This is a genomic window from Rhizobium sp. BG4, from assembly GCF_016864575.1.
Taxonomy (GTDB): domain Bacteria; phylum Pseudomonadota; class Alphaproteobacteria; order Rhizobiales; family Rhizobiaceae; genus Rhizobium.
Map to the genome: position 1 here is coordinate 1,565,082 of NZ_CP044125.1, position 24,259 is coordinate 1,589,340.

31 protein-coding genes and 1 tRNA gene are annotated in these 24,259 nt (G+C 62.4%); 15 read left to right on the top strand and 17 right to left on the bottom strand.

Annotation, left to right across the window (positions count from 1 at the left end):
- The 3 genes from F2982_RS08150 to infC all read right to left on the bottom strand — a co-directional run bounded on the left by F2982_RS08150 (position 1) and on the right by infC (position 1,936).
- Positions 1–531, bottom strand: coding sequence for a hypothetical protein (locus F2982_RS08150; RefSeq protein ID WP_199625966.1), 531 nt, complete (start codon positions 529–531; stop codon positions 1–3).
- A 147-nt stretch (positions 532–678) separates the two neighbouring features.
- On the bottom strand, positions 679–1,245 hold the full coding sequence (locus tag F2982_RS08155) for a hypothetical protein (RefSeq protein WP_203429768.1): 567 nt from the start codon (positions 1,243–1,245) through the stop codon (positions 679–681).
- Positions 1,246–1,399: 154 nt separating this feature from the next.
- A complete protein-coding gene (gene infC / locus F2982_RS08160) occupies positions 1,400–1,936 on the bottom strand; it encodes a translation initiation factor IF-3 (protein WP_112714396.1) in 537 nt (178 codons plus the stop codon).
- A 170-nt stretch (positions 1,937–2,106) separates the two neighbouring features.
- On the opposite strand from infC, the gene F2982_RS08165 reads away from it, so the two are divergent.
- Both F2982_RS08165 and F2982_RS08170 read left to right on the top strand, forming a co-directional pair.
- The gene (locus F2982_RS08165) at positions 2,107–2,910 is read left to right on the top strand and encodes an alpha/beta hydrolase (RefSeq protein ID WP_203429769.1); all 804 of its coding nucleotides are present in this window, start codon (positions 2,107–2,109) and stop codon (positions 2,908–2,910) included.
- 182 nt (positions 2,911–3,092) lie between these two features.
- Positions 3,093–3,692 carry a transglutaminase-like cysteine peptidase gene (locus tag F2982_RS08170; protein ID WP_112713965.1) on the top strand — a complete coding sequence of 200 codons (600 nt, stop codon included), beginning with the start codon at positions 3,093–3,095 and terminating at the stop codon, positions 3,690–3,692.
- Between the two features lie 65 nt (positions 3,693–3,757).
- Here F2982_RS08170 and mbfA read toward each other — a convergent pair whose 3' ends face one another.
- Complete coding sequence (gene mbfA / locus F2982_RS08175; RefSeq protein ID WP_203429770.1) at positions 3,758–4,741, bottom strand: iron exporter MbfA; 984 nt, start codon at positions 4,739–4,741, stop codon at positions 3,758–3,760.
- 178 nt (positions 4,742–4,919) lie between these two features.
- On the opposite strand from mbfA, the gene F2982_RS08180 reads away from it, so the two are divergent.
- Entirely contained in the window at positions 4,920–5,387 is a 468-nt protein-coding gene (locus F2982_RS08180; RefSeq protein ID WP_130279303.1) for a truncated hemoglobin, read from the top strand.
- Here the strand turns inward: F2982_RS08180 and F2982_RS08185 are convergent, their stop codons facing one another.
- The 5 genes from F2982_RS08185 to F2982_RS08205 form a co-directional block, all read right to left on the bottom strand.
- A complete protein-coding gene (locus F2982_RS08185; protein ID WP_130279304.1) occupies positions 5,388–6,281 on the bottom strand; it encodes an EamA family transporter in 894 nt (297 codons plus the stop codon).
- 122 nt (positions 6,282–6,403) lie between these two features.
- Positions 6,404–6,958, bottom strand: a complete 555-nt coding sequence (gene recX / locus F2982_RS08190; protein ID WP_112713973.1) for a recombination regulator RecX — start codon at positions 6,956–6,958, stop codon at positions 6,404–6,406.
- A 5-nt stretch (positions 6,959–6,963) separates the two neighbouring features.
- Positions 6,964–7,989 carry a histone deacetylase family protein gene (locus F2982_RS08195; protein ID WP_203429771.1) on the bottom strand — a complete coding sequence of 342 codons (1,026 nt, stop codon included), beginning with the start codon at positions 7,987–7,989 and terminating at the stop codon, positions 6,964–6,966.
- Positions 7,990–8,060: 71 nt separating this feature from the next.
- A complete protein-coding gene (locus tag F2982_RS08200) occupies positions 8,061–8,582 on the bottom strand; it encodes a GNAT family N-acetyltransferase (RefSeq protein WP_130279307.1) in 522 nt (173 codons plus the stop codon).
- A gap of 17 nt (positions 8,583–8,599) precedes the next feature.
- Complete coding sequence (locus F2982_RS08205; RefSeq protein ID WP_130279308.1) at positions 8,600–9,169, bottom strand: XRE family transcriptional regulator; 570 nt, start codon at positions 9,167–9,169, stop codon at positions 8,600–8,602.
- 129 nt (positions 9,170–9,298) lie between these two features.
- Here F2982_RS08205 and lepA point away from each other — a divergent pair, with 129 nt between their 5' ends.
- Complete coding sequence (lepA, locus tag F2982_RS08210) at positions 9,299–11,131, top strand: translation elongation factor 4 (RefSeq protein WP_112713981.1); 1,833 nt, start codon at positions 9,299–9,301, stop codon at positions 11,129–11,131.
- A gap of 134 nt (positions 11,132–11,265) precedes the next feature.
- A complete protein-coding gene (locus F2982_RS08215; RefSeq protein WP_203429772.1) occupies positions 11,266–11,457 on the top strand; it encodes a type II toxin-antitoxin system CcdA family antitoxin in 192 nt (63 codons plus the stop codon).
- On the opposite strand, the gene F2982_RS08220 is transcribed toward F2982_RS08215, so the two are convergent.
- The 3 genes from F2982_RS08220 to F2982_RS08230 are packed head-to-tail and all read right to left on the bottom strand — an operon-like array spanning position 11,454 to position 13,269.
- Positions 11,454–11,912, bottom strand: a complete 459-nt coding sequence (locus F2982_RS08220; protein ID WP_203429773.1) for a GFA family protein — start codon at positions 11,910–11,912, stop codon at positions 11,454–11,456. The genes F2982_RS08215 and F2982_RS08220 overlap by 4 nt on opposite strands.
- A 53-nt stretch (positions 11,913–11,965) precedes the next feature.
- A complete protein-coding gene (locus F2982_RS08225; protein ID WP_203429774.1) occupies positions 11,966–12,520 on the bottom strand; it encodes a sugar O-acetyltransferase in 555 nt (184 codons plus the stop codon).
- 2 nt (positions 12,521–12,522) lie between these two features.
- Entirely contained in the window at positions 12,523–13,269 is a 747-nt protein-coding gene (locus F2982_RS08230; protein ID WP_199625956.1) for a type 1 glutamine amidotransferase, read from the bottom strand.
- 119 nt (positions 13,270–13,388) lie between these two features.
- Between F2982_RS08230 and F2982_RS08235 the strand changes: the two genes are divergently transcribed.
- Complete coding sequence (locus tag F2982_RS08235) at positions 13,389–13,682, top strand: SelT/SelW/SelH family protein (RefSeq protein WP_203429775.1); 294 nt, start codon at positions 13,389–13,391, stop codon at positions 13,680–13,682.
- 3 nt (positions 13,683–13,685) lie between these two features.
- On the opposite strand, the gene F2982_RS08240 is transcribed toward F2982_RS08235, so the two are convergent.
- A complete protein-coding gene (locus F2982_RS08240) occupies positions 13,686–14,108 on the bottom strand; it encodes a BA14K family protein (RefSeq protein ID WP_203429776.1) in 423 nt (140 codons plus the stop codon).
- 193 nt (positions 14,109–14,301) lie between these two features.
- Between F2982_RS08240 and F2982_RS08245 the strand changes: the two genes are divergently transcribed.
- A tRNA-Leu gene (locus F2982_RS08245) sits at positions 14,302–14,388 on the top strand.
- 66 nt (positions 14,389–14,454) lie between these two features.
- Here F2982_RS08245 and F2982_RS08250 read toward each other — a convergent pair.
- Positions 14,455–15,090 (bottom strand): NrsF family protein, encoded by a 636-nt coding sequence (locus F2982_RS08250; protein ID WP_203429777.1) that lies wholly within the window; start codon positions 15,088–15,090, stop codon positions 14,455–14,457.
- Positions 15,077–15,643, bottom strand: coding sequence for a sigma-70 family RNA polymerase sigma factor (locus F2982_RS08255; protein WP_203429778.1), 567 nt, complete (start codon positions 15,641–15,643; stop codon positions 15,077–15,079). The genes F2982_RS08250 and F2982_RS08255 overlap by 14 nt, the downstream gene beginning before the upstream one ends.
- Before the next feature lie 227 nt (positions 15,644–15,870).
- Here F2982_RS08255 and F2982_RS08260 point away from each other — a divergent pair, with 227 nt between their 5' ends.
- From F2982_RS08260 to F2982_RS08280, 5 genes are all read left to right on the top strand, one after another.
- Complete coding sequence (locus tag F2982_RS08260) at positions 15,871–16,140, top strand: DUF2282 domain-containing protein (RefSeq protein WP_112713999.1); 270 nt, start codon at positions 15,871–15,873, stop codon at positions 16,138–16,140.
- A gap of 44 nt (positions 16,141–16,184) precedes the next feature.
- Positions 16,185–16,472 carry a DUF2282 domain-containing protein gene (locus F2982_RS08265; protein WP_130279316.1) on the top strand — a complete coding sequence of 96 codons (288 nt, stop codon included), beginning with the start codon at positions 16,185–16,187 and terminating at the stop codon, positions 16,470–16,472.
- Between the two features lie 63 nt (positions 16,473–16,535).
- The gene (locus F2982_RS08270) at positions 16,536–17,390 is read left to right on the top strand and encodes a DUF692 domain-containing protein (RefSeq protein ID WP_203429779.1); all 855 of its coding nucleotides are present in this window, start codon (positions 16,536–16,538) and stop codon (positions 17,388–17,390) included.
- Positions 17,391–17,398: 8 nt separating this feature from the next.
- Positions 17,399–18,172: a DNA-binding domain-containing protein gene (locus F2982_RS08275; RefSeq protein WP_203429780.1), complete on the top strand. Its 774-nt coding sequence runs from the start codon at positions 17,399–17,401 to the stop codon at positions 18,170–18,172.
- A gap of 58 nt (positions 18,173–18,230) precedes the next feature.
- Positions 18,231–18,647, top strand: a complete 417-nt coding sequence (locus F2982_RS08280; RefSeq protein WP_246777546.1) for a DoxX family protein — start codon at positions 18,231–18,233, stop codon at positions 18,645–18,647.
- Here F2982_RS08280 and F2982_RS08285 read toward each other — a convergent pair whose 3' ends face one another.
- Positions 18,648–18,980, bottom strand: a complete 333-nt coding sequence (locus F2982_RS08285; protein ID WP_203429782.1) for a hypothetical protein — start codon at positions 18,978–18,980, stop codon at positions 18,648–18,650. It lies immediately after the preceding gene.
- 65 nt (positions 18,981–19,045) lie between these two features.
- Complete coding sequence (locus tag F2982_RS08290; protein WP_203429783.1) at positions 19,046–20,644, bottom strand: GumC family protein; 1,599 nt, start codon at positions 20,642–20,644, stop codon at positions 19,046–19,048.
- A 126-nt stretch (positions 20,645–20,770) separates the two neighbouring features.
- Between F2982_RS08290 and F2982_RS08295 the strand changes: the two genes are divergently transcribed.
- The 3 genes from F2982_RS08295 to purU all read left to right on the top strand — a co-directional run bounded on the left by F2982_RS08295 (position 20,771) and on the right by purU (position 24,178).
- A complete protein-coding gene (locus tag F2982_RS08295; protein WP_246777528.1) occupies positions 20,771–21,829 on the top strand; it encodes a glycoside hydrolase family 5 protein in 1,059 nt (352 codons plus the stop codon).
- A gap of 5 nt (positions 21,830–21,834) precedes the next feature.
- Positions 21,835–23,082 carry a hypothetical protein gene (locus F2982_RS08300; protein WP_203429785.1) on the top strand — a complete coding sequence of 416 codons (1,248 nt, stop codon included), beginning with the start codon at positions 21,835–21,837 and terminating at the stop codon, positions 23,080–23,082.
- A 211-nt stretch (positions 23,083–23,293) separates the two neighbouring features.
- Positions 23,294–24,178: a formyltetrahydrofolate deformylase gene (purU, locus tag F2982_RS08305; RefSeq protein ID WP_130279324.1), complete on the top strand. Its 885-nt coding sequence runs from the start codon at positions 23,294–23,296 to the stop codon at positions 24,176–24,178.
- Positions 24,179–24,259: the final 81 nt, after the last annotated feature.

The window sequence follows — 24,259 nt, forward strand, 5'->3', positions numbered from 1 at the left end:
TCACTTGTCCCCGATCACTTCGCCGCTGCGTGCATCGACGCGCAGCGTTCGGATAGTGCCTTTGCCGTCTCGAAGCTTCAGCTGGTAGACGTCGCTGAACAGCGAGCGGCTGAGGCTGACATCGATGACACGGCCATAGCGGCGGGCGTCGATCTTCTGCAGCAGCGACTTAAGAGGCAGGATGCGGCCTTCGCGAACGGCGTCGCGGGCGCGGTCATAATCGGACCGGCCAGAACCGGAGCTGCCGCCACTACCGCTGCTTCCGCTGCCGCCGTGATCATCTCCGCCGCCGTCGTCATCGCCCCCGCCATGGCCGCTGTGATCATCGCCGCCATCATGACCCGAGCTGCCGGAGCCTGAATTCGAGCCCGAGCCGGAAGAGCCGCTCGATCCACTGCTGCCAGAGCTGCCGCTGCCCGAACTGTCACTGCCGCCATCTTTCGCGGCCACCTCATAGGCAGGCGCAGAGGCCGCCAAGAGGACGGCGGCCGACAGCAAGAGAGCGGTCAATCTGCGGCGGGTGAAATACATCCTTGGTCCGGACCTCATGTACGGCTGATAAACTGAACGCTTCGCCCCTCCCGCACAAGGGCGCTTGTCGCCATCTGCAAACGGCTGATGCTCCGCCGGCAAGCGGCGGAGCATCGACCTTCCGGGGCGGGCGGAAGAACCAGGCATTTACGGCGTTGCCGCGGGCCTGATGGAGACATCCGTGATCGGACCGGGATTACGGATGGCATCGGAGCGATGCGGTTTCACTTCGACGGTCTGAACGCCGTGTTCGTTCTCGACCTCGACTTCCAGCCGGCGTCCCAGCTGATCAACGGCGATCAGCGAGCCATTCAGCAGGCCTTGAAGGCTGGTTGCTGAGACGGAAAGGGTGACGCGGGGACGCTCACTGCGGTCATTGTCGCGGCCGCGGCGGCCGCTGTCATCGGTGCCGGCGGCAGCCGACCGGCCGCCATGGCGGTCGCCACCATTGTCGTCGTCGCCGGAATCATCGCTGCCACGGCCATGGCCGCTATTGCCGCCGCTGCTGTCGTGGCTGCTGCCGCCATGATCGTCTCCGCCGGAATCGTCGCTGCCGCCGCGGCCGGAACTGCCGCTGCCACCGTCATGGCCGCCGCGGGCATAGGCGGCGGACGAGAGGAGCGAAGATCCGGCAGGCTGCAAGGCAGGCAAAGCAGCGGCCAGTGCCAGCGCCGCGGCTGACACCATCATGATCTCTTTAAGACGAAGGGCCATGATCGTTTCCTTTCCATCCGTGTTTCGATGGAAGGAGAATGGCATTGCGACGCTGACAGGGCGCTGAGCGCTTCTGTCAGCGTTCTGTCAGAAAGCCCCAAAAACACAAAAGCCGCCCTTGCGGACGGCTTCGATGCATCCTGATGGACCGCGCTCACTTGGGCGCGAGCACCATCATCATCTGGCGGCCTTCGAGCTTGGGCTCGGCTTCGACCTTGGCGAATTCGGTCGTGTCGGCCTTTACCTGCTGAAGCAGCTTCATGCCGAGTTCCTGGTGAGCCATTTCGCGGCCACGGAACTTCAGGGTCACCTTGACCTTGTCGCCTTCTTCGAAGAAGCGGCCCATCGCCTTCATCTTCACCTCATAGTCATGGGTGTCGATGTTCGGGCGCATCTTGATTTCTTTGACTTCGACGATCTTCTGCTTCTTGCGCGCCTCGGCGGCCTTCTTCTGGTTCGCGTATTTCAGCTTGCCCAGATCGAGGATCTTGCACACAGGCGGTTCGGCATTGGGGGAAATTTCCACCAGGTCGAGACCGGCTTCTTCAGCCATCTTCAGGGCCTGATCGGTGGGCACGATGCCCAGGTTCTGTCCTTCTGCGTCAATCAGCTGAACACGGGGTATGCGAATTTCCCGGTTCGAGCGCGGCCCTTCCTTAACGGGCGCGTCGGCTTTAAAGGGTCTGCGAATGGTCGTACTCTCCTCGAGTTGTTGAATGTTGCAGCTCGTACTCCCACGGGGGCACAAACGGGGTCTCGTTATCGCTGCAACGGAGTCAGTAGCACGCTTTAGCGGAAAAATCACCTGCTGTCAGCCTGTCAAGAATCTGTTTTATAGGCTCAAACGATAGGAGTTCCGCCATGTCCGAGATGCAAAACGCCCCCGACCCGCAGTTTCTCTCCGTCGGCGACGGCGATGCGAGCCGCCAGATTGCGTTCATCCTGCGTGAAGCAAGCCGCGCCGAAGGTGCTCCGACGCTCGTCTGGCTCTCCGGCTACCGTTCCGACATGAGCGGCACGAAGGCGATCGAACTCGACCGCCTGGCGGCCGAAATGGGCCTGGCCTGCCTGCGTCTCGACTATTCGGGGCACGGGCTTTCCGGCGGCGAATTCCGGGACGGCACGATCTCGCGCTGGCTCGAGGAGGCGCTGGCCGTCATCCATCATGCCAATCCGAAACGCATCATTGTCGTCGGTTCGTCGATGGGCGGCTGGATCGCCCTGCGGCTAGCGCAGGAACTCGGCAAGCATGCCGATGGACCGAAGCTCGACGGCATGGTGCTGATCGCCCCCGCCCCCGACTTCACCTCCGAGCTGATCGAGCCGCACCTGACAAAGAAGGAACGGGCTTCGCTGGAAGAGCGTGGCTATTTCGAAGAAAAGTCGGAATACAGCCCCGAGCCCAATATCTATACGCGGGCGCTGATCGACGACGGGCGCGCCAACCAGGTGCTGACGGGGATCATCGAGACGGGATGCCCGGTGCATATCCTGCAGGGCATGAAGGACCCGGATGTGCCCTATGCGCATGCGATGAAACTGATCGAGCACCTGCCGTCCGACGACGTGGTGCTGACCTTCGTGCGCGATGGCGATCACCGCCTTTCGCGGCCGCAGGATATCGAGCGGATGCTCGCTGCAGTGACGGCGCTCGTCCGTCAATAGGTCCGTTCGAACGTTCTAATAGTATCTCCGGTTGAGAGAGCGCCGCGCAAGCCCGCCTTCTGTGGCATTTTAACCATGTCCGAGAGTTGTAATTCCCTACCAAGAAGTAACGATTGACTCCTGAGCCCCCTCCCCGTTAACTCTTTGTTAATAAATACAAGGGCGATGCAGGGAATACGGGCGTGCGTATCAAGGGTTACCTCGTGGCCATGATGGCCATGCTAGCGATGTCTTCGGCCGCCTTGCCGGCTTCGACTTCCAACCTGTCCATGGTGACGGGTGGAGCGACATCGCAGCCAATCGGTCATTACGATTTCTGTCAGATTCATCGTGACGAATGCGGCCCGAACCGCAATACGGCGACCATGCAGATGACGCCCGACCAGTGGACGCTGGTGCGCTCCGTCAACACGACCGTCAACACCACGATCAAGCCGATGACCGACAAGGAAATCTACGGCAAGGACGAGGTCTGGGCCTATCCGACGACGGCCGGCGACTGCGAAGACTATGCGCTGCTGAAGCGCCGCATCCTGATTCAGCGCGGCTTTTCGCCGGCAAACCTTCTGATGACTGTCGTGCGCAAGCCTGACGGCGAAGGCCATGCCGTGCTGACGCTGCGTACCACCGAAGGCGACTTCATCCTCGACAACTTGGCGACCAATGTGAAGCCGTGGTTCGACACCAACTATTCCTTCATCAAGCGCCAGTCGAGCTACAATGCCGGGCGCTGGGTCACCATCGAGAACGGCCGCGACGTTCTCGTCGGCGCCCTGCAGTAAACAGACAGATTTCAGCAAGAAGGCCGGCATTTGCCGGCCTTTTTTCGTTTCACGGTTTAGTTCGTTCAGCCGTTGCCGATCAGGATGCCGGCGCCGAGCACGAGGCCGCCACCGACGACGACCTGGAAAGCGGCCCTCAGGAACGGCGTTTCCATATACTTGTTCTGGATGAAGGCGATTGCCCAAAGCTCGAAGAAGACGACGACGGCGGCGGTGATGGTCGCGGTCCAGAAATGCGGGATCAGGTAGGGCAGCGCGTGGCCGAGGCCGCCGAGCGCCGTCATGATACCGCAGGCCAGGCCGCGCTTGATCGGCGAACCGCGGCCGGAAATCTTGCCGTCATCATGCGCCGCTTCGGTAAAGCCCATCGAGATACCGGCGCCGACGGATGCCGAGAGACCGACCAGGAAGGTCTGCCAGGTATCCTGCGTCGCGAAGGCGGCTGCGAAGATCGGAGCCAGCGTCGAGACCGAGCCGTCCATCAGGCCGGCAAGACCGGGCTGCACATAGGTCAGCACGAACTGGCGGCGGACGCCCTCGTTTTCCTCTTCCTTGACGCTGTCGGGCGTGTGTTTGTCGCCGAGCATACGGGCGATGTCTTCGTGGCCCTGTTCGGCCAGGGCGAGATCGCCGAGAAGCTGGCGCGTCGACGCATCCGATGTCTGCTTTGCTGCCTCGACGTAGAAGCGGTAGGCCTGCTCTTCCATCGCCTCGGTTTCCTGGCGCATGGCATCAAGTGTCAGGTTCTTGCGCAGCCAGTCGGGCTTGCGATCGTAGAAGCCCTGGACGTGCTCGCGGCGGATCAGCGGGATACGCTCGCCGAAACGCTGGCGGTGGATCTCGATCAGCGACTTGCGATGGGTACTCTCGACCTCGGCCATATCCTCGAAGACCTTGGCGCTGGCAGGATACCGATCCTTCAACTGGTCGGCATAGGCGAGATAGATGCGGGCATCGTCTTCTTCCGAGGCGATGGCGAGTGCCAGAATTTCCTGTTCCGACAATGATTTAAAAGAACGCTTCTGCGATCTGAAAAGGCGCGCCAGCATGGCAATGCTCCATAACTTAGAATTATTCTAAATCTAAAGTGCTACGACCCACCGGTCAAGGCTGGAGGGGCGGGATTTGACAGATTGCCGCAACCGGGCCTTCCCTGCTTTAGTCTCGCGGTTGCAACACCTATATGAAGGGCGCCGCAGATGCGGCAGAGCCGGGGTGGTTTCTGAGATGAGCAATGAATTGCAGGGCCGCGCTGCACATGTCGCGGCAATCCGCGAGCGCGCGGAAGCGGATATGAAGGCGATCGGTATCGACGAGGCCTTCGTCAGCAAGCTGGTCGATACGTTCTATGGCCGTGTTCTGGAGCATCCGGAACTCGGGCCGGTTTTCGACGCGCGGCTTTCGGGCCGCTGGCCGGAGCATATGGAAAAGATGAAGAGCTTCTGGTCCTCGGTCGCCTTCCGCAGCGGCGCTTACGGCGGAAAGCCGGTACAGGCGCATGTCGGCGTCGCCAACATGACGCCGGAACTCTTTCCGAAATGGCTGGCGCTGTTTTCCGCGACGCTCGACGATATCGCGCCGAACCCGGAGGCGAAGGCCTGGTTCATGGCGACGGCCGAGCGCATCGCGCGCAGCTTGACGCTGTCGCTGTTCTACAATCCGGCGATCGACGATCCGAGCCTGAAACGGGCCTGATCAGCTCTTGGCCGACATGAAGGTGGCGCCGGCGCTTGCGGCAACGACGAGCGCCGTTCCCATCATCTGCAGCAGCGTCATCGGCTGCATCAGGATGATAAAGCCTGCCAAGGCGCCAATCGCCGGCTCGAGGCTCATCAGAATGCCGAAGGACGCCGTGGGCATGCGCCGCAGCGCGATCATTTCAAGCGTATAGGGCAGCAGCGGCACGAGGATGGCGAGGCCTGCCATCTCGATCAACCCGAAGCCGTCGAGCTTTGGCACGGCACCCATGAAACCGAACGGCGTTGCGACGACGGCGGCAACAAGGAGAGACATCGACAGTCCCTCCAGCCCCTTAAAGGCGGCGCCGACCTTTTTCGTCAGCAGGATATAGATCGCCCAGCCCGTTCCGGCCCCGGCGGCGAAGAGGACGCCGGGCAGGTTGCCCACCCAGCCCTCGCCGTCATAAGCCAGAAACAGAACGCCCGCGGCCGCAATGACCGGCCAGATCAGGCGGCGCGTCAGCCCGTAGCCGAAGGTTGCCACCGAGAGAGGCCCCAGAAAATCGATCGCCACGGCAAGGCCGAGCGGGATGCGCTGGATCGAGGCGAAAAAGGATATGGTCATCAGCGCCGTCGTCGTGCCGAGGACGAGCGCACTGATCCACTGTTCGCGGCTATATCTGAGAACCGGTGGACGGACGACCAGCGCGAGGATCAACGCCGCAAAGACGAGACGCAGCCAAGACGCACCGGCCGGGCCGTAGGCGGCGATTGCAGGCGCGGAAAGGGCTGCACCGAACTGGATCGACGACATGGAGAGCAGGCACATCAGAGCGCCCGATGCGACGCTTCCCGATGACGGAGCCGCCTCGCCGCCATTCACCACCGTATTGTCAGGCTGTGCGCCCATGATCCCTCTCCCCATTTCCGCCCTGCTTACGGCGGCAGTGCGCGCGGGACAAATTCAAACTTCTGATGGAAAGGGTCAGCGGACTTCATGGCTAGGGCCAATCGACTGAATGTCGATCGGTCCTAGAGATGGCGCCGTTCGTCGAGCGCCTCCTCGGCCTCTTCGCGCTGCATGCTAAAGATCCGCTTGCCGAGTTCGAAGCTGAAGCCGGCGCGCGCGAAGGCCGAGAGTTCCTTCGTCTGGCGCTTCTCGTCGAGCTCGCATTTGCGGAATGGCCCGAAGGCGCGTTTGCGGGCGAGAACCAGCGCGGCGTAGAAATCGTCGGCTTCAGCAACGGCCGCCGCCACCGTCGCCTTGGCGACGCCCTTCTGCGACAGTTTCTGGGCGATGGCGCGCTTCGACTTGCCGCTGCGCATGCCCGAGCGCGTTCCGATCTCGGCATAGGCGGTGTCGTCGATCGCCTTGTTGTCATAAGCGAACTTGACGGCGGAATCGGCGAGCGCCTTGACCTGCGCCTCGCTGATATCCTCGAACTTCTCGCGCGCCTTTCGGGCGATCGCGTCGTAGAGCTGCTTTTCCGTATGCATGCGCCGCTCGAGCCGATAGATCGCCGAATTGCGCGCCCATGAGAACATGCGCGGCGTCGGAATATCGGATGCTGGCGTTTCCTCGTCCAAGCCGGCTAAGCCTCCAGGCCCGTCAGGACATTGGCGACGTTGAGGCCGATCTCGGGCACGCCATAGCCGCCCTCCATGCAGGTCAGCACCGGCAGACCGGATGCGGCGATCATCGCGCCCATGCGGGTGAAATCATCGGAATTCAGCTTGAAGAAGGAAATCGGATCGCGCTCGAACGTATCGACACCGAGCGACACGACGATCGCCTCGGCGCCGAAAGCCTTGATGCGGGCGAGCGAATCCGAGAGGGCTGCCGCCCATTCGCTCCAGGCCGTTCCGCGCGGCAGCGGATAGTTGGCATTGCTGCCCTCTCCGGCGCCCTCGCCGATTTCGTCGGCATAGCCCCAGAAATACGGGAAGGCATCGGCCGGCTCGCCATGCAGCGAGGCGAAGAAGATGTCGCCGCGGCGGTAGGTGATATCCTGCGTGCCATTGCCATGATGGAAATCGACGTCGAGGATCGCCACCTTCCTCGCGCCGAGATCAAGCAGGCGTTGAGCCGCGACCGCGGCATTGTTGATGAAGCAATAGCCGCCGAAGAGATCGATACCGGCATGATGGCCGGGCGGGCGGCAGAGCGAAAAGGCAAAACGGTTTCCAGCATTCAGCCAGTCGGCGCCGGTGACCGCACATTGCATCGAGGCGACAGCCGCCTGATAGGTACCGTCGGTAATCGCCGTTTCGGCAGCATTGGCATAATAGCCGAGCAGCGCGTCGATATCGTTGGGAATCCGGAGCGTCGACCGGCGAACCGGAAAGGATGTCGGGATCGCCTCGCCTGCTGCACCCGTCGCCTTCCACATGTCCCAGGCCTTTGACAGGAATTCGAGATAGCCGCGGTCATGGACCTTTATCGCGATTTCGAGACCATGACGCTCGGGCGCCACGACATCGGCAAAACCGGCAGCCTGCACGGCATCGAGAATCCACTCCGCACGAAACGGCCCTTCGAAGGGCGTGACCAGCTGCCCATTGTGCAGCTCCGTCTTCGCGTCACGCAGCTTGTGATCTTCGGAATAAATGACGCGCATCGTGCGGTATCCCCTGTTCGTTGTCCGGATAAGGCGCGGCGAAGCGCCGATTCGTCAATGGCTTCAGCGCCTCACGCAGCGACCCGTTTGTAAAACAGCGTCGTGGCGCAGTAGCCGCCGTCGGGCCAGAGGGCATAATCCGGGATAACGCCGGCGCGTTCCCAGCCGAGGCGGGGGTAGATGGCTTCGGCATCGCTGCCGGTTGCCGTGTCGAGCACCAGCAGATGCTTGCCGTGGCGGGCCGCTTCCTGTTCGATCGCCTCCATCAAGAGCCGCGCGATGCCCCTGCCGCGGGCGGAGCGGTGGACGAGCAGCTTCTTCAGGTCGCCACGATGCGGCTGGTTGGGCATGGAGGCGAAGCCGACCTGGACGGTGCCGACGACACGGCCGTCGATTTCAGCGATGGCGAGGAGATTGGCTCCGGCCTCGACGGACTCCACGACGCCTTGCCAATAGGGCAGCGCATCGGCCGCGGTGTAGGGCTGCATGAAGCCGACGGAGGCACCGCCTTCGACGCAATCGGCGAGCACCTCGCAGAGATCGGGAATGGCGGCGCGGGCCTCAGTGGCGTTCAAGATGCGGATGGCGGACATGGTATTCTCCTGAGACATCATCGCGTGCTGCGGCTGAGCACGACGCAATAGCGGGCGGGCTTGCTGGTTGGATTGTAGAAGACGTGACCCTCGCCGACAGGCATGAAGAGGCAATCGCCGGCGAAGAGGTGGTGAACCTTCTCGCCCGCCGTCATCTCCATCTCGCCTTCGAACACCCAGATATGCTGGGTCATGCCATGGCTTGCGGCATGCGGCGGGAAGCTGACGCGGGCACCGGGCGGAAACTCGACATCGACGATATCGACCTCCGAAGCGGTGCCGGGCGGCGAGACGGAGCGCCTGACATAACCGGTCTCCGGATCGCGCCAGACCTGCTGCTCGTGGCGGCGGGCGAGAGGCGAGGCATCTTCGTCCTGCCCGGCGAAGAAGGTCGAGAGCGACAGGCCAAGCGCGGCGCAGACCCGCGCCAGCAGCGATGCAGTCGGGCTCGCCTCGGCGCGCTCGATGCGCGAGATCATCGCCCGGCTGACGCCGGAGCTGGTGGCGAGATCATCCAGCGTCAGCCCCTTTTCCAGCCGGAGCTTGCGGATCCTGGCGCCGATGGCGGCTTCGAGTTCGTCTTCCATTCAATCCCCAAATTTCTACTATAAGAGAAATACAGGATCCGATGATGGAATCAAGAGGCATTCTGCGCCGCAACTTATCCTAAACAAAGTCCTGCTTTTCCCCTATGCGGCAGGGGAAGGCGCTGCTATATGGCGCCCATGAGCACCAATTCGACGACTCCGCTTTCCCATATCCGCAATTTCTCGATCGTGGCCCATATCGACCACGGCAAATCGACGCTTGCCGACCGCCTGATCCAGACGACGGGCGGACTTGCCGAGCGCGAGATGTCCGAGCAGGTTCTGGACAACATGGATATCGAGCGCGAGCGCGGCATCACCATCAAGGCCCAGACCGTGCGTCTGCACTACAAGGCCAAGGATGGCGAGACCTATATCCTGAACCTGATCGACACCCCCGGCCACGTCGACTTCGCCTATGAAGTCTCGCGCTCGCTGTCGGCCTGCGAAGGCTCGCTGCTCGTCGTCGACGCGTCGCAGGGCGTCGAAGCCCAGACGCTCGCCAACGTCTATCAGGCGATCGATAACAACCACGAGCTCGTCACCGTGCTCAACAAGATCGACCTTCCGGCGGCCGAGCCCGACCGCATCAAGGAACAGATCGAGGAAGTGATCGGCATCGACGCTTCGGAAGCCGTGCTGATTTCGGCCAAGACCGGCCTCGGCATTCCCGACGTTCTCGAAGCCATCGTCCAGAAGCTGCCGGCGCCGAAGAGCCCCGGAGGCGAGAAGGCGCCGCTGAAGGCGCTGCTCGTCGACAGCTGGTACGACACCTATCTCGGCGTCATGGTTCTCGTGCGCGTTATCGACGGCGTCCTGACCAAGGGCCAGACGATCCGCATGATGGGCACGGATGCCAAGTATCAGGTGGAACGCATCGGCGTGCTGACGCCGAAGATGGTCAATGTCGACAGCCTCGGCCCCGGCGAGATCGGCTTCATCACCGCCTCGATCAAGGAAGTGGCCGATACCCGCGTCGGCGACACGATCACCGAAGACAAGCGCCCGACCGCCGAAGCCCTGCCGGGCTTCAAGCCGGCCCAGCCGGTCGTCTTCTGCGGCCTTTTCCCGGTCGATGCGGCCGACTTCGAAGACCTGCGCGCAGCGATGGGCAAGCTTCGCCTCAACGACGCATCATTCTCCTTCGAAATGGAATCGTCCGCCGCTCTCGGCTTCGGTTTCCGCTGCGGCTTCCTCGGCCTGCTGCATCTCGAAATCATCCAAGAGCGCCTGGAGCGCGAATTCGATCTCGACCTGATCGCTACCGCACCGTCGGTCGTCTACAAGCTGACGATGACGGATGGTTCGGAGCGCGAGCTGCATAACCCGGCCGATATGCCCGACGTGGTGAAGATCGCGGAAATCCAGGAGCCGTGGATCAAGGCGACGATCATGACGCCTGACGATTATCTCGGCGGCATCCTGAAACTCTGCCAGGACCGCCGCGGCATCCAGACCGAGCTGACCTATGTCGGCACGCGCGCCATGGTGACCTACGAGCTGCCGCTCAACGAAGTCGTCTTCGACTTTTACGACCGCCTGAAGTCGATCTCCAAGGGCTACGCCTCGTTCGACTATCACCTCGAAGGCTACCGCGAAGGCAACCTCGTCAAGCTTTCGATCCTCGTCAACGGCGAGCCGGTCGATGCGCTTTCCATGCTCGTTCACCGCACCTCCGCCGAAAAGCGCGGCCGCGACATGTGCGAGCGGCTGAAGGACCTGATCCCGAAGCATATGTTCAAGATCCCGATCCAGGCCGCGATCGGCGGCAACGTCATTGCCCGCGAGACGATCTCGGCGCTGCGCAAGGACGTGACGGCCAAGTGCTACGGCGGCGACGCCACCCGCAAGCGCAAACTTCTGGAAAAGCAGAAGGAAGGCAAGAAGCGCATGCGCCAGTTCGGCAAGGTGGAAATCCCGCAGGAAGCGTTTATCGCAGCGCTCAAGATGGGCGACGAGTAATCAGCCGCTTTGGCTGGATGTGACAGGGGAGGCTCGCGCCTCCCTTTTTATTTCGCCACGTTGTGCTCGGTCAGCGATTGCGTCATAAATTCGTGGTCAGGCTAGATTGCGCCATTCTCTTTTCGAGTTGTGCCATGGCTATAGATAAGCAGCACCCGGAAACGGACGAAGTACCAATCGCAAGCCGCCCGACAAGCGATGATGCAACGCTTCCTCGTGAAGAACGAGAGCGGCTCTGGCTCACCGAAAATGCAGAGGCGATCGCGGAAGAGAATGCGTACGTCGAGACGTATGGACTGCCGCTGGCGCGCTACCGCACGTTCTAGATTTCCTGCGCCATATATTCCTTCACCAGCCCCTCATAGGCATCCATCTCAGGCAGCGCCGGATAGCTATGCCTGGCGCCAGTCTCGGCGAAGGCAAGCTTCTCGCTCGTCCAGGTCTCGATGAACGGGGTGAACCAGCCGAGATCGTCGAGCATGGTCGGGCGGACGTTGACGAACCAATCCATGCCTTCGGGCTTGGTGAACATCCAGGTCATGCAGTTCGGGCAGAAATAGTGGTGGGCCTCCGGGCCGTGCAGGCCGCCGATGACGGGTTCGCCCTTGGTCACCTCGAAGCCTTCCGTGGGAACGGCGGCGCTCAGCGAATAGGCGCTCGACGACATCTTCTGGCAGCCTGTGCAGTGACAGGCCATGGTCAGCAGCGTCTTGGCACTGATCTTCAGCCGCACCTGGCCGCAACGGCAACCGCCCTCCCAGGGCAACGCGTTCTCGCTCATCCTATCCTCCTGTTGTCTTTCTGATCTAGGCCGGCAAAGCGGCGCTTCCAGCGCTAGTCGCGCCTGACCGGCCGGGCCGGGTTTCCGACGACGGTTGCGCCTGCCGCAACATCCCTCGTCACCACAGAACCCGCGCCGACAATGGCGCCATCGCCGATCGTGACGCCGCCCAGAATGATCGCGCCGCCGCCGATCCAGACATCGCGGCCGATCGTCACCGGACGGGCGATCTCGATCCCTTGGCTGCGCAACTCGGCATCCCTGTGATGGTCGGCGCAATAGATCTGCACGCCGGGGCCAAGCATCGAGCGATCGCCGATGCTGACACGGCCGGAATCGAGAATGGTGCAGCCGGCATTGAGATAGACGCGCTCGCCGAGGCTGAGATTGATGCCATAGGAGCAGTGGAACGGCGCTTCGATGAAGGTGCTGTCCGCGACCTCGCGGAAAAGCGCCCTGAGTGCCGGCGCCATCATGCCGCGCTCATCCGGCGGCATCGTGTTGTGCTGATGCACGGCGCGCCGGGTCTTGACGCGCAGGTCGTCGAGCTCGGCATCGAGGCAGCAATACCATTCGCCCGCCGCCATCTTTTCGGCTTCGCTCGCCATGCTCAGGCGCTCAGGCGACTATCGGCAGCATCCTGCGCCTCAACAGAGGGCCTGATCGTTCGCACGAAAGCGCGGGCGAGCGCCAGGCCGGCACGATCGGCATCGGCGGAATATCTGGCCGATGTCTGCGGGAAACGCTCATGCCAGCCGGGCTCGAGCACCTCGGCCAACTCGCGAAACTCGACATTCCAGCGATCGACAACGGACGAATCCGCCTCGAAATGAAACTGGGCGCCGTAGACGGCCCTGCCGATCCGGAAGCACTGGTTCGGCACGGCTTCCGTCGATGCCAGCCGCACGGAACCGGCGGGCAGCGTGAACGTGTCGGAATGCCACTCGAAAATCGGAAAAGCGTCTCCGAGATCCTCGAACAGGGGATCGGCCCGGCCTTCGCCGGTCACGTCGACAGGCTTCCAGCCGAATTCGCGGGTGCCGTTCAGGATGTTTTCTCCGCCATAGCCGCGCGCCAGAACCTGGCTGCCAAGGCAGATGCCGAGAACGGATTTTTCAGCGTCGCCGTAGCTTCGCATCAGGGCAGCAAGCGCCGGCAGATAGGGATAGTCCGCGTCATCGACGGCGCTCTGTTCGCCGCCGAGCACGACGAGCGCATCATAGGCTTCCGGGCCGGCCGGCAGGGCGCCATCGCTCCACGGGCGGTACCAGTCGATCGCGGCGCCTGCCTCGGCAAGGGCAGTGCCCAGCGCGCCGATATGGGTGTTCGGCATGTTCTCGACGACGGCGACCCGCATCATTCTCTCCTCGATTCCATGGCCGAGTGTGACCATGCGCCGACCGGCTATGCAAGCGGCAAGATTGCGCGCTTCTGACGAAACTCCTAAACCGGAGCAAAGGCGAAAGGAAACTCCCCATGACCGAAAAGGCCCGCGTCACCATTCTCTACTGCACCCAGTGCAACTGGCTGCTGCGCGCCGGCTGGATGGCGCAGGAGCTGCTGCAGACCTTTACCGACGGCCTCGGCGAAGTGGCACTCATTCCCGGAACCGGCGGCAATTTCGAGATCCGCGTCAACGGCGACCTGATCTGGGAGCGCAAGCGCGACGGCGGGTTTCCGGGACCGAAGGAACTGAAGCAGCGCGTGCGCGACATCATCGAGCCCGGCCGCGATCTCGGCCATACCGACCGCGCCTCGCTGGAAAGCTGAGGTTCAGTCGAAGGGCGAATTGCAGGTGCGGTAGATGCCCTGATAGGTGACGAAGCGATCGGTTTTTGGATTGTAAGTCCGGTACTGATTGCGGCACCACTCGACATGCATGCGCGGATCCTTGGCGGCGGGGCGCAAGGTGCGAATCGGCGGCGGATCATAGGTGAGCTGCGGACGCGCCTGCGTCCTCGGCTGATAATAGGTCGGCCCCCTCGCCGTCGGCGGCCGGTAATTCGGCTGCACATAGGCCGGGCGGTGCCATTGCCGCGGCCCGAAGCCGAAGCAGCCGCGATAATCGCAATAGGTCGACTGCGTATTGACGACCGGGCCTCGCCCCGACAGCTGGCCGAATGCCGGCTCTGCCTTGGCAGCAAGCGGCATGAGGAGGGCGATGGAGGCGATCACGGCACTGCGCAAAGCGGACATGGATGATTCCTTTCCCATCACTTTTATATAGGCAACGCGCGCTCCAAGAAAATCCGAGCCGAGAAAAACTGGCAATCAGTTCGCCGTGAATGCGGTTCTGTGGGGATCGTCACAATCTTTTTTGCCGACTGTCAGGAAAACTTCAAAAAGCCAGTTGACAGTCGGAGGCCACCCCCGTACATGGCTCTCCGTCGCCCAGATGGCGGAATTGGTAGACGCGCCAGCTTCAGGTGCTGGTACCCGAAAGGGTGTGGAGGTTCGAGTCCTCTTCTGGGCACCATTCCCATTGAAAATTAGCAGCTTAAGCCGGTACCAACGGCTTTTTCAGTCTGCTGTTTTCTCCTCCTCACCACCGCAGATATCGTGATCCGATGATAGCGCCGAGTGCCGTTACGGCGGCGGTGGCGGTCGTGTACCAGGTCGCCAGGAAAAGCGGACTGTCGTCGGGGCAATGCCAGGCGTAGAGCGCTGCGGCAAGGCCGGCCGAGGCGAGACCTGCGACGGCGCCGCCGAGGGTGGGATTTGCCGGTGCGGCATTCTTCAGCGCCCAGAGAAAGCCTGCGAGCGGGGCCAGTGACAATACCGGGATGAAGAAGACGCAGAAGGCGGCGTTGCGGCCAAGCAGCGCTGCGCGCCAGGCGTCTTCCGGAATGGCCGTCAGTTCCGTTGCGACGCCGGCGATCACCAGTGCCAGCGGCAGCAGCAGAGCCAGGGACGCAAGCTTCAAGGGAACGCCGGGGCGGCCGATGCGGAAGACGAGGCCGCAGGCGGTGACTGCGAGCGTCAGCGTGGTGACGATCTTGAAGAGCACGCGGGCGGTTTCGATTGCCGTTCCCATGTCGCGGCGGATGCCGATGGTGGAGAGCAGCAGAACCGCCGAGATGACGACGCCCGCCACGAGCGCGCGGCTGAGCAGCGGACCGAGGCGGGATCGCACCGGCGCATCGGCTGCAAGCATGCTGATCAGGTCATCGGTCTTCACGCGTCTCACTCCGGTATAGGGCCGCCAGCGCCTTCAGCGCCCGGTGCAGGGAAACACGCACCGCACCCTCTGTCATCTTCAGCCTCTCGGCCGTCTCGCGGATGCCCGCCCCCTCGATCGAGATCGAGCGGACGATATCGCGCTGCGGGTCTTTCAGCCGCTCCAGCATATGTTCGGCATCGAGCCGGTCGAGATTGCCCGCCTGCTCTTCCGCCTCAAGCGTTGCCATCACGTCGTCGATCGGCACGTCGATATGGCGGCCGCGGCGGCGCAGACTGTCGATCAGCTTGTTGCGCACGATCGTCGACAGCCACGGGCCGATCGGGCGTGCCGGATCCCACGAGCCGCGCTTCAGATGCACCGCAAGCAGGACTTCCTGCACGACATCTTCCGCCTCGCTCGCCGGCGCGCCGAACTGATCGCAGCGGCGGCGCGCCATGGCGCGCAGGTGCGGCGTGACGGCGGAAAGGAAGCGATGATAGGCCTGCGTATCGCCATCCATGGCGCTGCGCATCCAGCCTGCCCATTCCTCTTCACGCGCCGAATGTTTCACCCGACATAATCCTCTACGGAGGACCACACGTTTTTGTTACCGCCCGGGCAGAAATATTTCAGACAGGCCTCACACGCCTTTGTTTTCAGGCTTTTCGCTTGCCATCGCGTAAACGGCAAGGGCGCGTCCCGTAAAAAAATCGTGGGAGCCGTGTAACAACAGCTGCCACGCCTCCGTAGCCCTCAGTGCAAGCCAATCACGGCTCGCCATTCTACGGAGATGAAACAATGAAGAACAGCATCGTTACGCTCGCACTGGCCGGCTCCATCGCTTCGGCGCTCGCAACCATCGCAGCCCCCGCTGCCTCGGCCGCCGACAACAAGGAGAAGTGCTACGGCGTTGCCCTCAAGGGCCAGAACGATTGCGCCGCCGGCAAGCACGATTGTGCCGGCAAGTCGACTGTCAGCTACGACAAGATGTCCTTCAAGCTGGTCCCGGCCGGCACCTGCACGTCGATGAAGACGCCGAAGGGCCACGGCATGCTGACGCCGGCCTGATCGGCTCCACCGCCCCCAGAAACCAAGAGATACCGGAGAAGACCATGACCAAACTCCCCGCCACCGTCTTTGCAGCCTCGGTCGCCACCGCGCTGACGCTGATCGGCAGCGTCCAGACCGCTTCGGCCCAGGATGCCGCCAAGGAGAAGTGCTACGGCATCGCGCTCAAGGGGCAGAACGATTGCGCTGCCGGCCCCGGCACGACCTGCGCCGGCACGGCGAAGATCGACTACCAGAAGAACGCCTGGAAGCTCGTTCCGGCCGGAACCTGCACGTCGATGAAGACGCCCGATGGCACTGGCTCGCTGACGCAGGGTCCGGCTCCGGCCTGATCCGGTTGCAAACAGCAGGCGGCGCCGAGACGGCGCCGCCAACCCAACTTCAGGAGAGACAGGATGAAACCCTCCGCATTGCCCCGCCGTCCCGGCATCGGTTTCAAGCCCGAAAATTTTGCCAGCATCATCGCAGCACCCCAGCCGGTCGGCTTCTTCGAAGTGCATGCCGAGAACTATATGGGCGCAGGCGGTCCGCCGCATGCGCAGCTCGGCAAGCTGCGCGAGGACTACGCTTTGTCGATCCATGGCGTCGGCCTGTCGATCGGCTCAATGCAGCCGCTCGATCAGGATCATCTGCAGCGGCTGAGGACCGTCTGCGATCGCTATGAGCCGGAGAGCTTTTCGGAGCATCTCGCCTGGTCGACGCATGACACGGTATTCCTCAACGACCTCCTGCCCCTGCCCTACACATCTGAAACGCTGTCGCGCGTTGCGGATCATATCGACCAGGTGCAGGACGCGCTGAAGCGGCAGATGCTGCTCGAGAATCCGGCGACCTATCTTCTGTTCGAGGAAAGCACGCTCGAAGAGACCGAATTCCTGGCGGAGATCGTCAGGCAGACCGGATGCGGGCTGCTGCTCGACGTCAACAACGTCTTCGTCGCCTCCACCAATCACAACATGAACCCGCGCGACTATCTCGCCCGCTTCCCGGTGCAATGGGTGCGCGAGATCCATCTCAGCGGTCATTCGGAAACGACGGATGACGAAGGTGCGCCACTGCTGATCGATTCGCACGACACGCCGGTCAAGGACCCGGTGTGGGCGCTCTACGAAGAACTGATTGCCCGGACGGGGCCGATCGCCAGCCTGATCGAATGGGACAACGACGTGCCGGAATGGCCGGTCCTGCGCTCCGAAGCTGAGGCCGCGGGAGCGATCCTCGATCGCGCCGCGCGGCTGCGGGCGGCCTGAGGCGTGTCATGGCTACCATCACACAAGAGCAATTCGCGGTAGCGCTACGGGATAGCGCGCTGCCGGTTCCCGAAGGGATCGCCGCCTGGAATGCGGCACGCCCGCTGCGGCGCTTCGGCGTCTATCGCAACAATGTCGTCTCGGGGCTGATCGGCGCCGTCGCATCCCGCTTTCCGGTTGCCGAGAAGATCGTAGGCGAGGAGTTCTTCGCCGGCATGGCCTACGAGTTTATCTGTCTGCATCCGCCGCGCTCGCCGCTACTGCTTTCCTATGGCGATGGCTTTGCCGATTTCGTCGAGGCTTTCGAGCCGGCACGGGAAATCGCCTATCTCGCCGATGTTATCCGGCTGGAAGCGGCGCGCGGCATAGCCTATCACGCGGCAGATGCGGCACCGCTCGCCGCCGATCGCCTGGCGCTGCTCGAAGAAGGGCAACTCGCGTCGCTGGTGTTAACGCCGCACCCGTCCGCATCCATCCTCCGCTCCGTCCATCCAACGGTGACCATATGGGCGATGAATGCCGGCGAGATGGCCTTTGCGCCGATCGACGACTGGCATGGCGAGGACGCGCTCATCGTCAGGCCGCAGATGATCGTCGAGGTACACCGGCTGCCGCCCGGGGGTGCTGCATTTCTCGAAGCATTGCTCAGCGGCTCGACGCTTGCTGCCGCCGCGGGCGCAGCCTTTGCGGCGGCGCCGGATTTCGACCTTTCCGCCAATCTTGCCGGAGCGCTGCAAGCCGGCGCCTTCTCGGACCTTTCGACAGGAGACGACCATGAATGAGGATATGACGCTTGCCACGCCCTCGGGCAGCGGCCTTGCCTATCGGGTCCACAGCCTGATGACGGCTTTCGGGATGATCCCGCACGATCTGATCGCGACGGTCGCCCGGCTTTCGATTGCCGCAGTGTTCTGGCAGTCGGGGCAGACGAAGGTGGATGGCTGGTACGTCACCGACAATGCCGTCTATCTGTTCCAGACCGAGTACAAGCTGCCCTTCGTCGATCCGTGGCTGGCGGCGCATCTGGCGGCCTTTGCCGAGCACTTTTTTCCGCTCTTGCTGGTCATCGGTCTCGCCAGTCGGCTTTCTGCGCTGGCGCTGCTCGGCATGACGCTGGTGATCGAGATCTTCGTCTATCCGGATGCATGGCCCACCCATGGCACATGGGCTGTCTGCTTTCTGGTAATCATCGCCGGCGGGCCGGGGCGGCTTTCACTCGATCATCTGATTGCGCGCTATTTTGCACGCAGCGCCTGATCAGCGCACCGGCTGATAATGGCCACGCAGGGGAACCTGCGTGCCCTGGCTGATCTGGCCATCGCGATCGCAAACGTAGACGATCGTCGGCGTGCCGCCGGAACGGAAGATCCAGTCACCGTCGCGGCGGACATGGCCGGTCTCGGTGTGGCAGGCATATTGCTCTTCATCCTTCTTGTCAGGCTGAGCCTTGACGCCGGGAAGATCGGTATAAGGATAGAGCGGCTGAACATCGGCCTTGCCCGCGCGCGCCCAATCGGTCGCCGAGGCCTGCAGCGGCACAATGGCCGCAAAGGCGAAGGCGGCAATCACGATCGATGACAGCATGCGCATGTTCATTTCTCCCGGCATTGAGCCACGGAACCTGACATCTGATGTAGGATGAAGACAGGGCCGCATCAAGCGCGGCGGAAATAGCCGCGGATGACAGGGTGAGCGAACAGCGCGGCCAGAATGGCAAGCGCTGCACCCAGCGCGAAACCGCCGAAAAGCCCGCCGATCAGGCCTGCGATCATCAGCGTCTTCTTGCCGGGACCATCCGGCTTTACCGGCGGCTCTGCCTGCGAGATCACGCGAATATTACTCTGCGGCAGGTTCTGCTCTTCGGCCGTCTGGCTGGAGCGCTTCAGCAACGTCTCGTAAATGTTGCGGACGGCGGTCGCCTTGCGCTGCAACTCGTTGAGCTCGACCTGCTTGTCGGAAGCTGTCGCCTGCAGCGCCTTCTGGATATTCAGTTCCTTGGAAACGGCGTCTTCCGCCTTCTTCGCCTGGTCGTACTCAGTCTTGGCCGAGGTCACCATGCGCTGCAGTTCGCCCTTGATCTCGTCCTGGATGCTCTGCAGCGAGGAGCGAGCGGCCTGGAGGCGCGGATGACGCGCACCCATCTGGCTTTCGAGGCTGCCGACGATGGCCGCCTGCGTCGCATATTGCTGGCGCAGGCTGGCGAGAGCCGAATTGACGGAGGAAGCGCCGCTGTCGTTCGGACCGCTGGCGACGATCGCTTCGAAGCTCATGTTCTGGGCGGCATCGGCGCGGGCCTTCGCCTGGATCGTCTTGTCCTGTGCCGTCACGAGCAGCGTATTGAGAGAGGCGAGGCGCTGGTCGGAGATCAGCTTGCCGTCGGTCTCCGACATGTCGTTGTCGGCGCGGAAGGTCTCGACCGCCTGTTCGGCATCCTGCACTTGCTTGCGCAGGTCGGTCAGGCGGGTGTCGAGCGTTGCGGTGGTGTTCTCGTAGAGGCCGGTCGAGGCGCTGCTTTCCTCCTGCATGAAGGAGGCGACGACTTGGTTGGCCAGTCTGGCGGACTTTTCGGGGTCATGGGTCACGGCTGTCAGCGACACGACATAGGTGCCGGTCTGGCGGGCGATGGTCAGCGACTTCTGCAGCGCGGTGATGACGGCCGCGTCATCGGTGCGGCCGCCGTTGAAATCCGGGTCCTGATTGAGCTTCAGCGTATCGGCGACGCGCTTCAGGACGTTGCCGGAGGTCAGGATCTGCACCTGGCTGTCGATCATCGAGGAGATCATCTCCGGCGAGATCGTCGATTGCTGGGCAGCCGGATCAGCCAAGCCGATCTGCCGCGGATCGAAATAGAGGCTCGTCGTCGCCGTGAATTTCTGCGGCAGCATCGGCAGGACCGCCGCACCGGCAACCGCGCCGAGGACGGCCAGACCGGCAATCATCAGCTTGCGGTTCCAGATCGCGAAGATCGCCGAGCGCACGTCAAGCAGCGGCTCTTCGGCTGTGATGATAGCAACCGGTGCGGCTTCGACGCGAGGGGCTGCGGCAACAGGCTCGGTCACGGGCGGCAGCGGCGGTGGGGCAGCGGGCTCTTCGTGGCGGATCTGCGGTTCGGGAGCGGGTGGTGGTGCCTTGGCAAAGTCGGACGGGCGCAGGACAGGGGAACGCGGGCGCGCTGCCTCAGGCGCGGTCTGCGCAGGCTCGTAGCTTCGCCAGCCCGGCAAGCGGCTTACCCTGTTCCTGTCGAATTGGCTCATCAGCGCTCTCGTCACCCGCCGGCAGAGTGCAGCGAGGGTAGGCGAATTTTAGAAATCCTTAGCTAACGGACCGTTAAGATGGAGGCACCGATATTAGCCGCCGCTGCTGAAACCACGGGAAAGCAATTGAGAGCCTCATCCTCCAAATGGCGCCGCCTGCTGACGATCGCCGCGACACTGCTGCCCTTGCAGGCGCATGCGGCCGGCGCTGCGGGGCCTTGCCTTCGCGGCATCAACCTTTCCGGCGCCGAATTCGGCGAGCCGGGCGGCACCGTCTTCAAGGACTATGCCTATCCTTCGGAGGAGACGATCGCCTATTTCCAGAAGAAGGGCATGAACACCGTTCGCCTGCCCTTCCAATGGGAGCGGCTGCAGCCGGAGCTCGGGCAATCGCTGAACGAGGACGAGTTGCAGCGGCTGAAGGATACGGTCGCGCTGCTGCGCAAGCACAAGATGACGATCATCCTCGATCCGCATAACTACGCCTATTACAAGAAGGTGCAGATCGGTACGGCGCCGGTGACGACGCTTGCCTTTGCGGATTTCTGGACGCGGCTTGCGGCCGAGTTCTCGGACCAGCCGGATGTCGTCTTTGGCCTGATGAACGAACCGCACGATATCTCCGCCAAGAAATGGCTGGAGGCGGCCAATACCGCGATCCGCGGCATCCGTGCCGTCGGCGCCAACAATTATATCCTCGTACCCGGCACGCGCTGGACCGGCGCGCATTCCTGGCAGAGCGGCGATGACGACGCCAACGGCACCGTCATGCTCGACATCAAGGATGCCCGCAAGAATTTCGGCTACGAGGTTCATCAATATTTCGACAGCGACTCCTCCGGCACCAAGGACGAATGCTCCGGCAACGACAAAGCCAAGCAGGCAATCCTCGATATGTCGGACTGGGCGCGGAAGAACGATACCAAGCTGCTGCTCGGCGAATTCGGCGTGTCGCAAGCACCCGAATGCGTCGCGGGCTTGAAAGACGTGCTCGGCGCGATGCAGGACAATGGCGACGTCTGGCTGGGCTGGACCTATTGGGTTGCCGGAGACTGGTGGCCGGAGACCGAGCCACTGAACGTCCAGCCGCATGACGGCAAGGACCGCAAGCAGCTGGCCGCGCTACAGGCCGCCGCCAAGGCACCGGCGCCCGACAAGGCTGCCTGCCGGCTGATGGCGGAGTGACCGCTATGACTGAGACTGGCATTGCACCGAAGGAGCCGATCCAGTGGGGCATTCTTGCCGCTGGCGTGCTTGCGGTGACCTACAATGCCATTCTCGCCTTCATCAATCACAACATCATGCCGCTTTCGCCCGCCTATGTGGTGATGAGCGAAATGCTGATCCTCGCCTACAGCTTCGCCTTCATCCTGCGCAAAGGCATATTCGAAGAGGACCTCGCGCCGCTCGGCTATCTGCTGGCGACGATCCTGCTGACGGTCTACGTCATGGTGATCAACCGGTCCGGCTATATCGATCATCTGCGCAACATCCTGATCGTCTTCGCCTTCGTCGTCATGGGGCGCTGGACGAACGAACGGACCTTGAAGCTCGTGTTCAAGATCTGCTGCATCGCCGTGCTTTCGGTGCTGATCTGCGAGATCGTTTCGGTCACCGCCTATGTGGCCCTGTTCCATCCGGCCGAATATTTCGAGAATACGCGCGGCGTGCCGCGGGCGACCTATAGCGACCTAGGCCTGTTCCGCGGCGCGCTCGGCTTTCCTGACCGCTTCTCCTTCGGGATCATCGACCACCGTTCCTCCTCGATCTTCCTCGAACAGGTGTCGCTGGCGAATTTCTGCGGCGTGATGGTGATCTATCTCGTCAGTTTCTCCAACCGCTTGAGGCTTGGCGACCGGTTGATCTTCATCGCGACGGTTGTGCTGATCCTGCTCACCAACGACACGCGCACGATGCTGATCTTCAGCATCGTCTGCCTCGGCGGCTATGTCATCTATCCCTGGCTGCCGAAGATCCTCGATTTCCTGATGATGCCGGGGATCATCGCCATCGGCTTCATCATCCACGCCTTCAAGCCGAATGCCCACGACGACGATTTCGTCGGCCGCATCAGTGGCACGATCCGCAGTATCAACGCGATGGACATCCCGGCGACGCTCGGTCTCGAGCTCGAAAAGGGGCTGGGCTACGTCGATAGTGGCTATGTCTTCATCACATACAGCGCAACGATCTTCGGACTGATCCTGTTCTGGCTCTTCGTCTCCTTCTTCCCGGCCGGGCAGACACCGAACCAGAAGCGGCTCTGCCACTCGCTGTCACTCTTCATGTTCTTGAACCTGATGATCGGCTCGACCGCGATCTTCTCGATGAAGACGGCCGGGCTTGCCTGGCTGCTCGTCGGCTTCCTGAAGGTCAATGAGGGAAAGCAGCGCGCTGCATCTCCTATTTCCGTTCCGGTGGCTGCCGCAGCCCGGTAGCTGCGCGGCGGGGATATGCGACGGCGCAGGCGGAACGGACTTTCCCTAAGGCTAGCGTCATTTATATGAGCATCGACAGGATGCGGGGCCTTGCAAGCGCTTGATGGCTTCCCTTGCAAAATGTTGCATGAATGAAAGAGCCGCGGCCTGTTCGGCGGGCGGCGTTTGATCTAAGCAGCCTGCCGGCGAAGCCGTGAGAGGGAAGACGGACATGACCAACTATGTTTTGACGGTGACGTGCAAATCGACGCGCGGGATCGTGGCGGCAATTTCCAATTATCTTGCCGAGCAGGGCTGCAACATCGTCGACTCCAGCCAGTTCGACGACCTCGACACGGGCAAATTCTTCACCCGCGTCAGCTTCATCTCCGAGGAGGGCGTGAAGCTGCCGGCACTCGTCGAAGGCTTCAAGCCGATCGCCGAGAAATTCGAGATGGACGCCGAGATCCATGATGGCCAGAGCCGCATGAAGGTGCTGCTGATGGTGTCGCGCTTCGGCCATTGTCTGAACGACCTGCTCTACCGCTGGAAGATCGGCGCGCTGCCGATCGACATCGTTGGCGTCGTCTCCAACCATTTCGAATACCAGAAGGTCGTCGTGAACCACGACATCCCCTTCCACCACATCAAGGTGACGAAGGAAAACAAGCCGCAGGCGGAAGGCCAGCTTCTCGATCTCGTCGAGCAGACCGGCACCGAGCTCATCGTGCTCGCCCGCTACATGCAGGTTCTCTCGGATGCGATGTGCCGGAAGATGTCTGGCAAGATCATCAACATTCACCACTCGTTCCTGCCGAGCTTCAAGGGCGCCAACCCCTACAAGCAGGCCTACGAGCGCGGCGTGAAGCTGATCGGCGCGACGGCGCATTACGTCACTGCCGATCTCGACGAAGGCCCGATCATCGAGCAGGACACCGCCCGTATCACCCACGCACAGTCGGCAGACGACTATGTCTCGATCGGCCGCGATGTCGAAAGCCAGGTTCTGGCACGGGCGATCCACGCCCATATTCACCACCGCGTCTTCCTGAACGGCAACCGTACGGTGGTGTTCCCGGCGAGCCCGGGCTCCTATGCATCCGAACGTATGGGCTGATTGCGCCCGAAAGGCGTGTTGCCATACGCTTGCCCATAGCATGCATTCGATTATCTGCTTAGTGTGAATAATCGAATCATG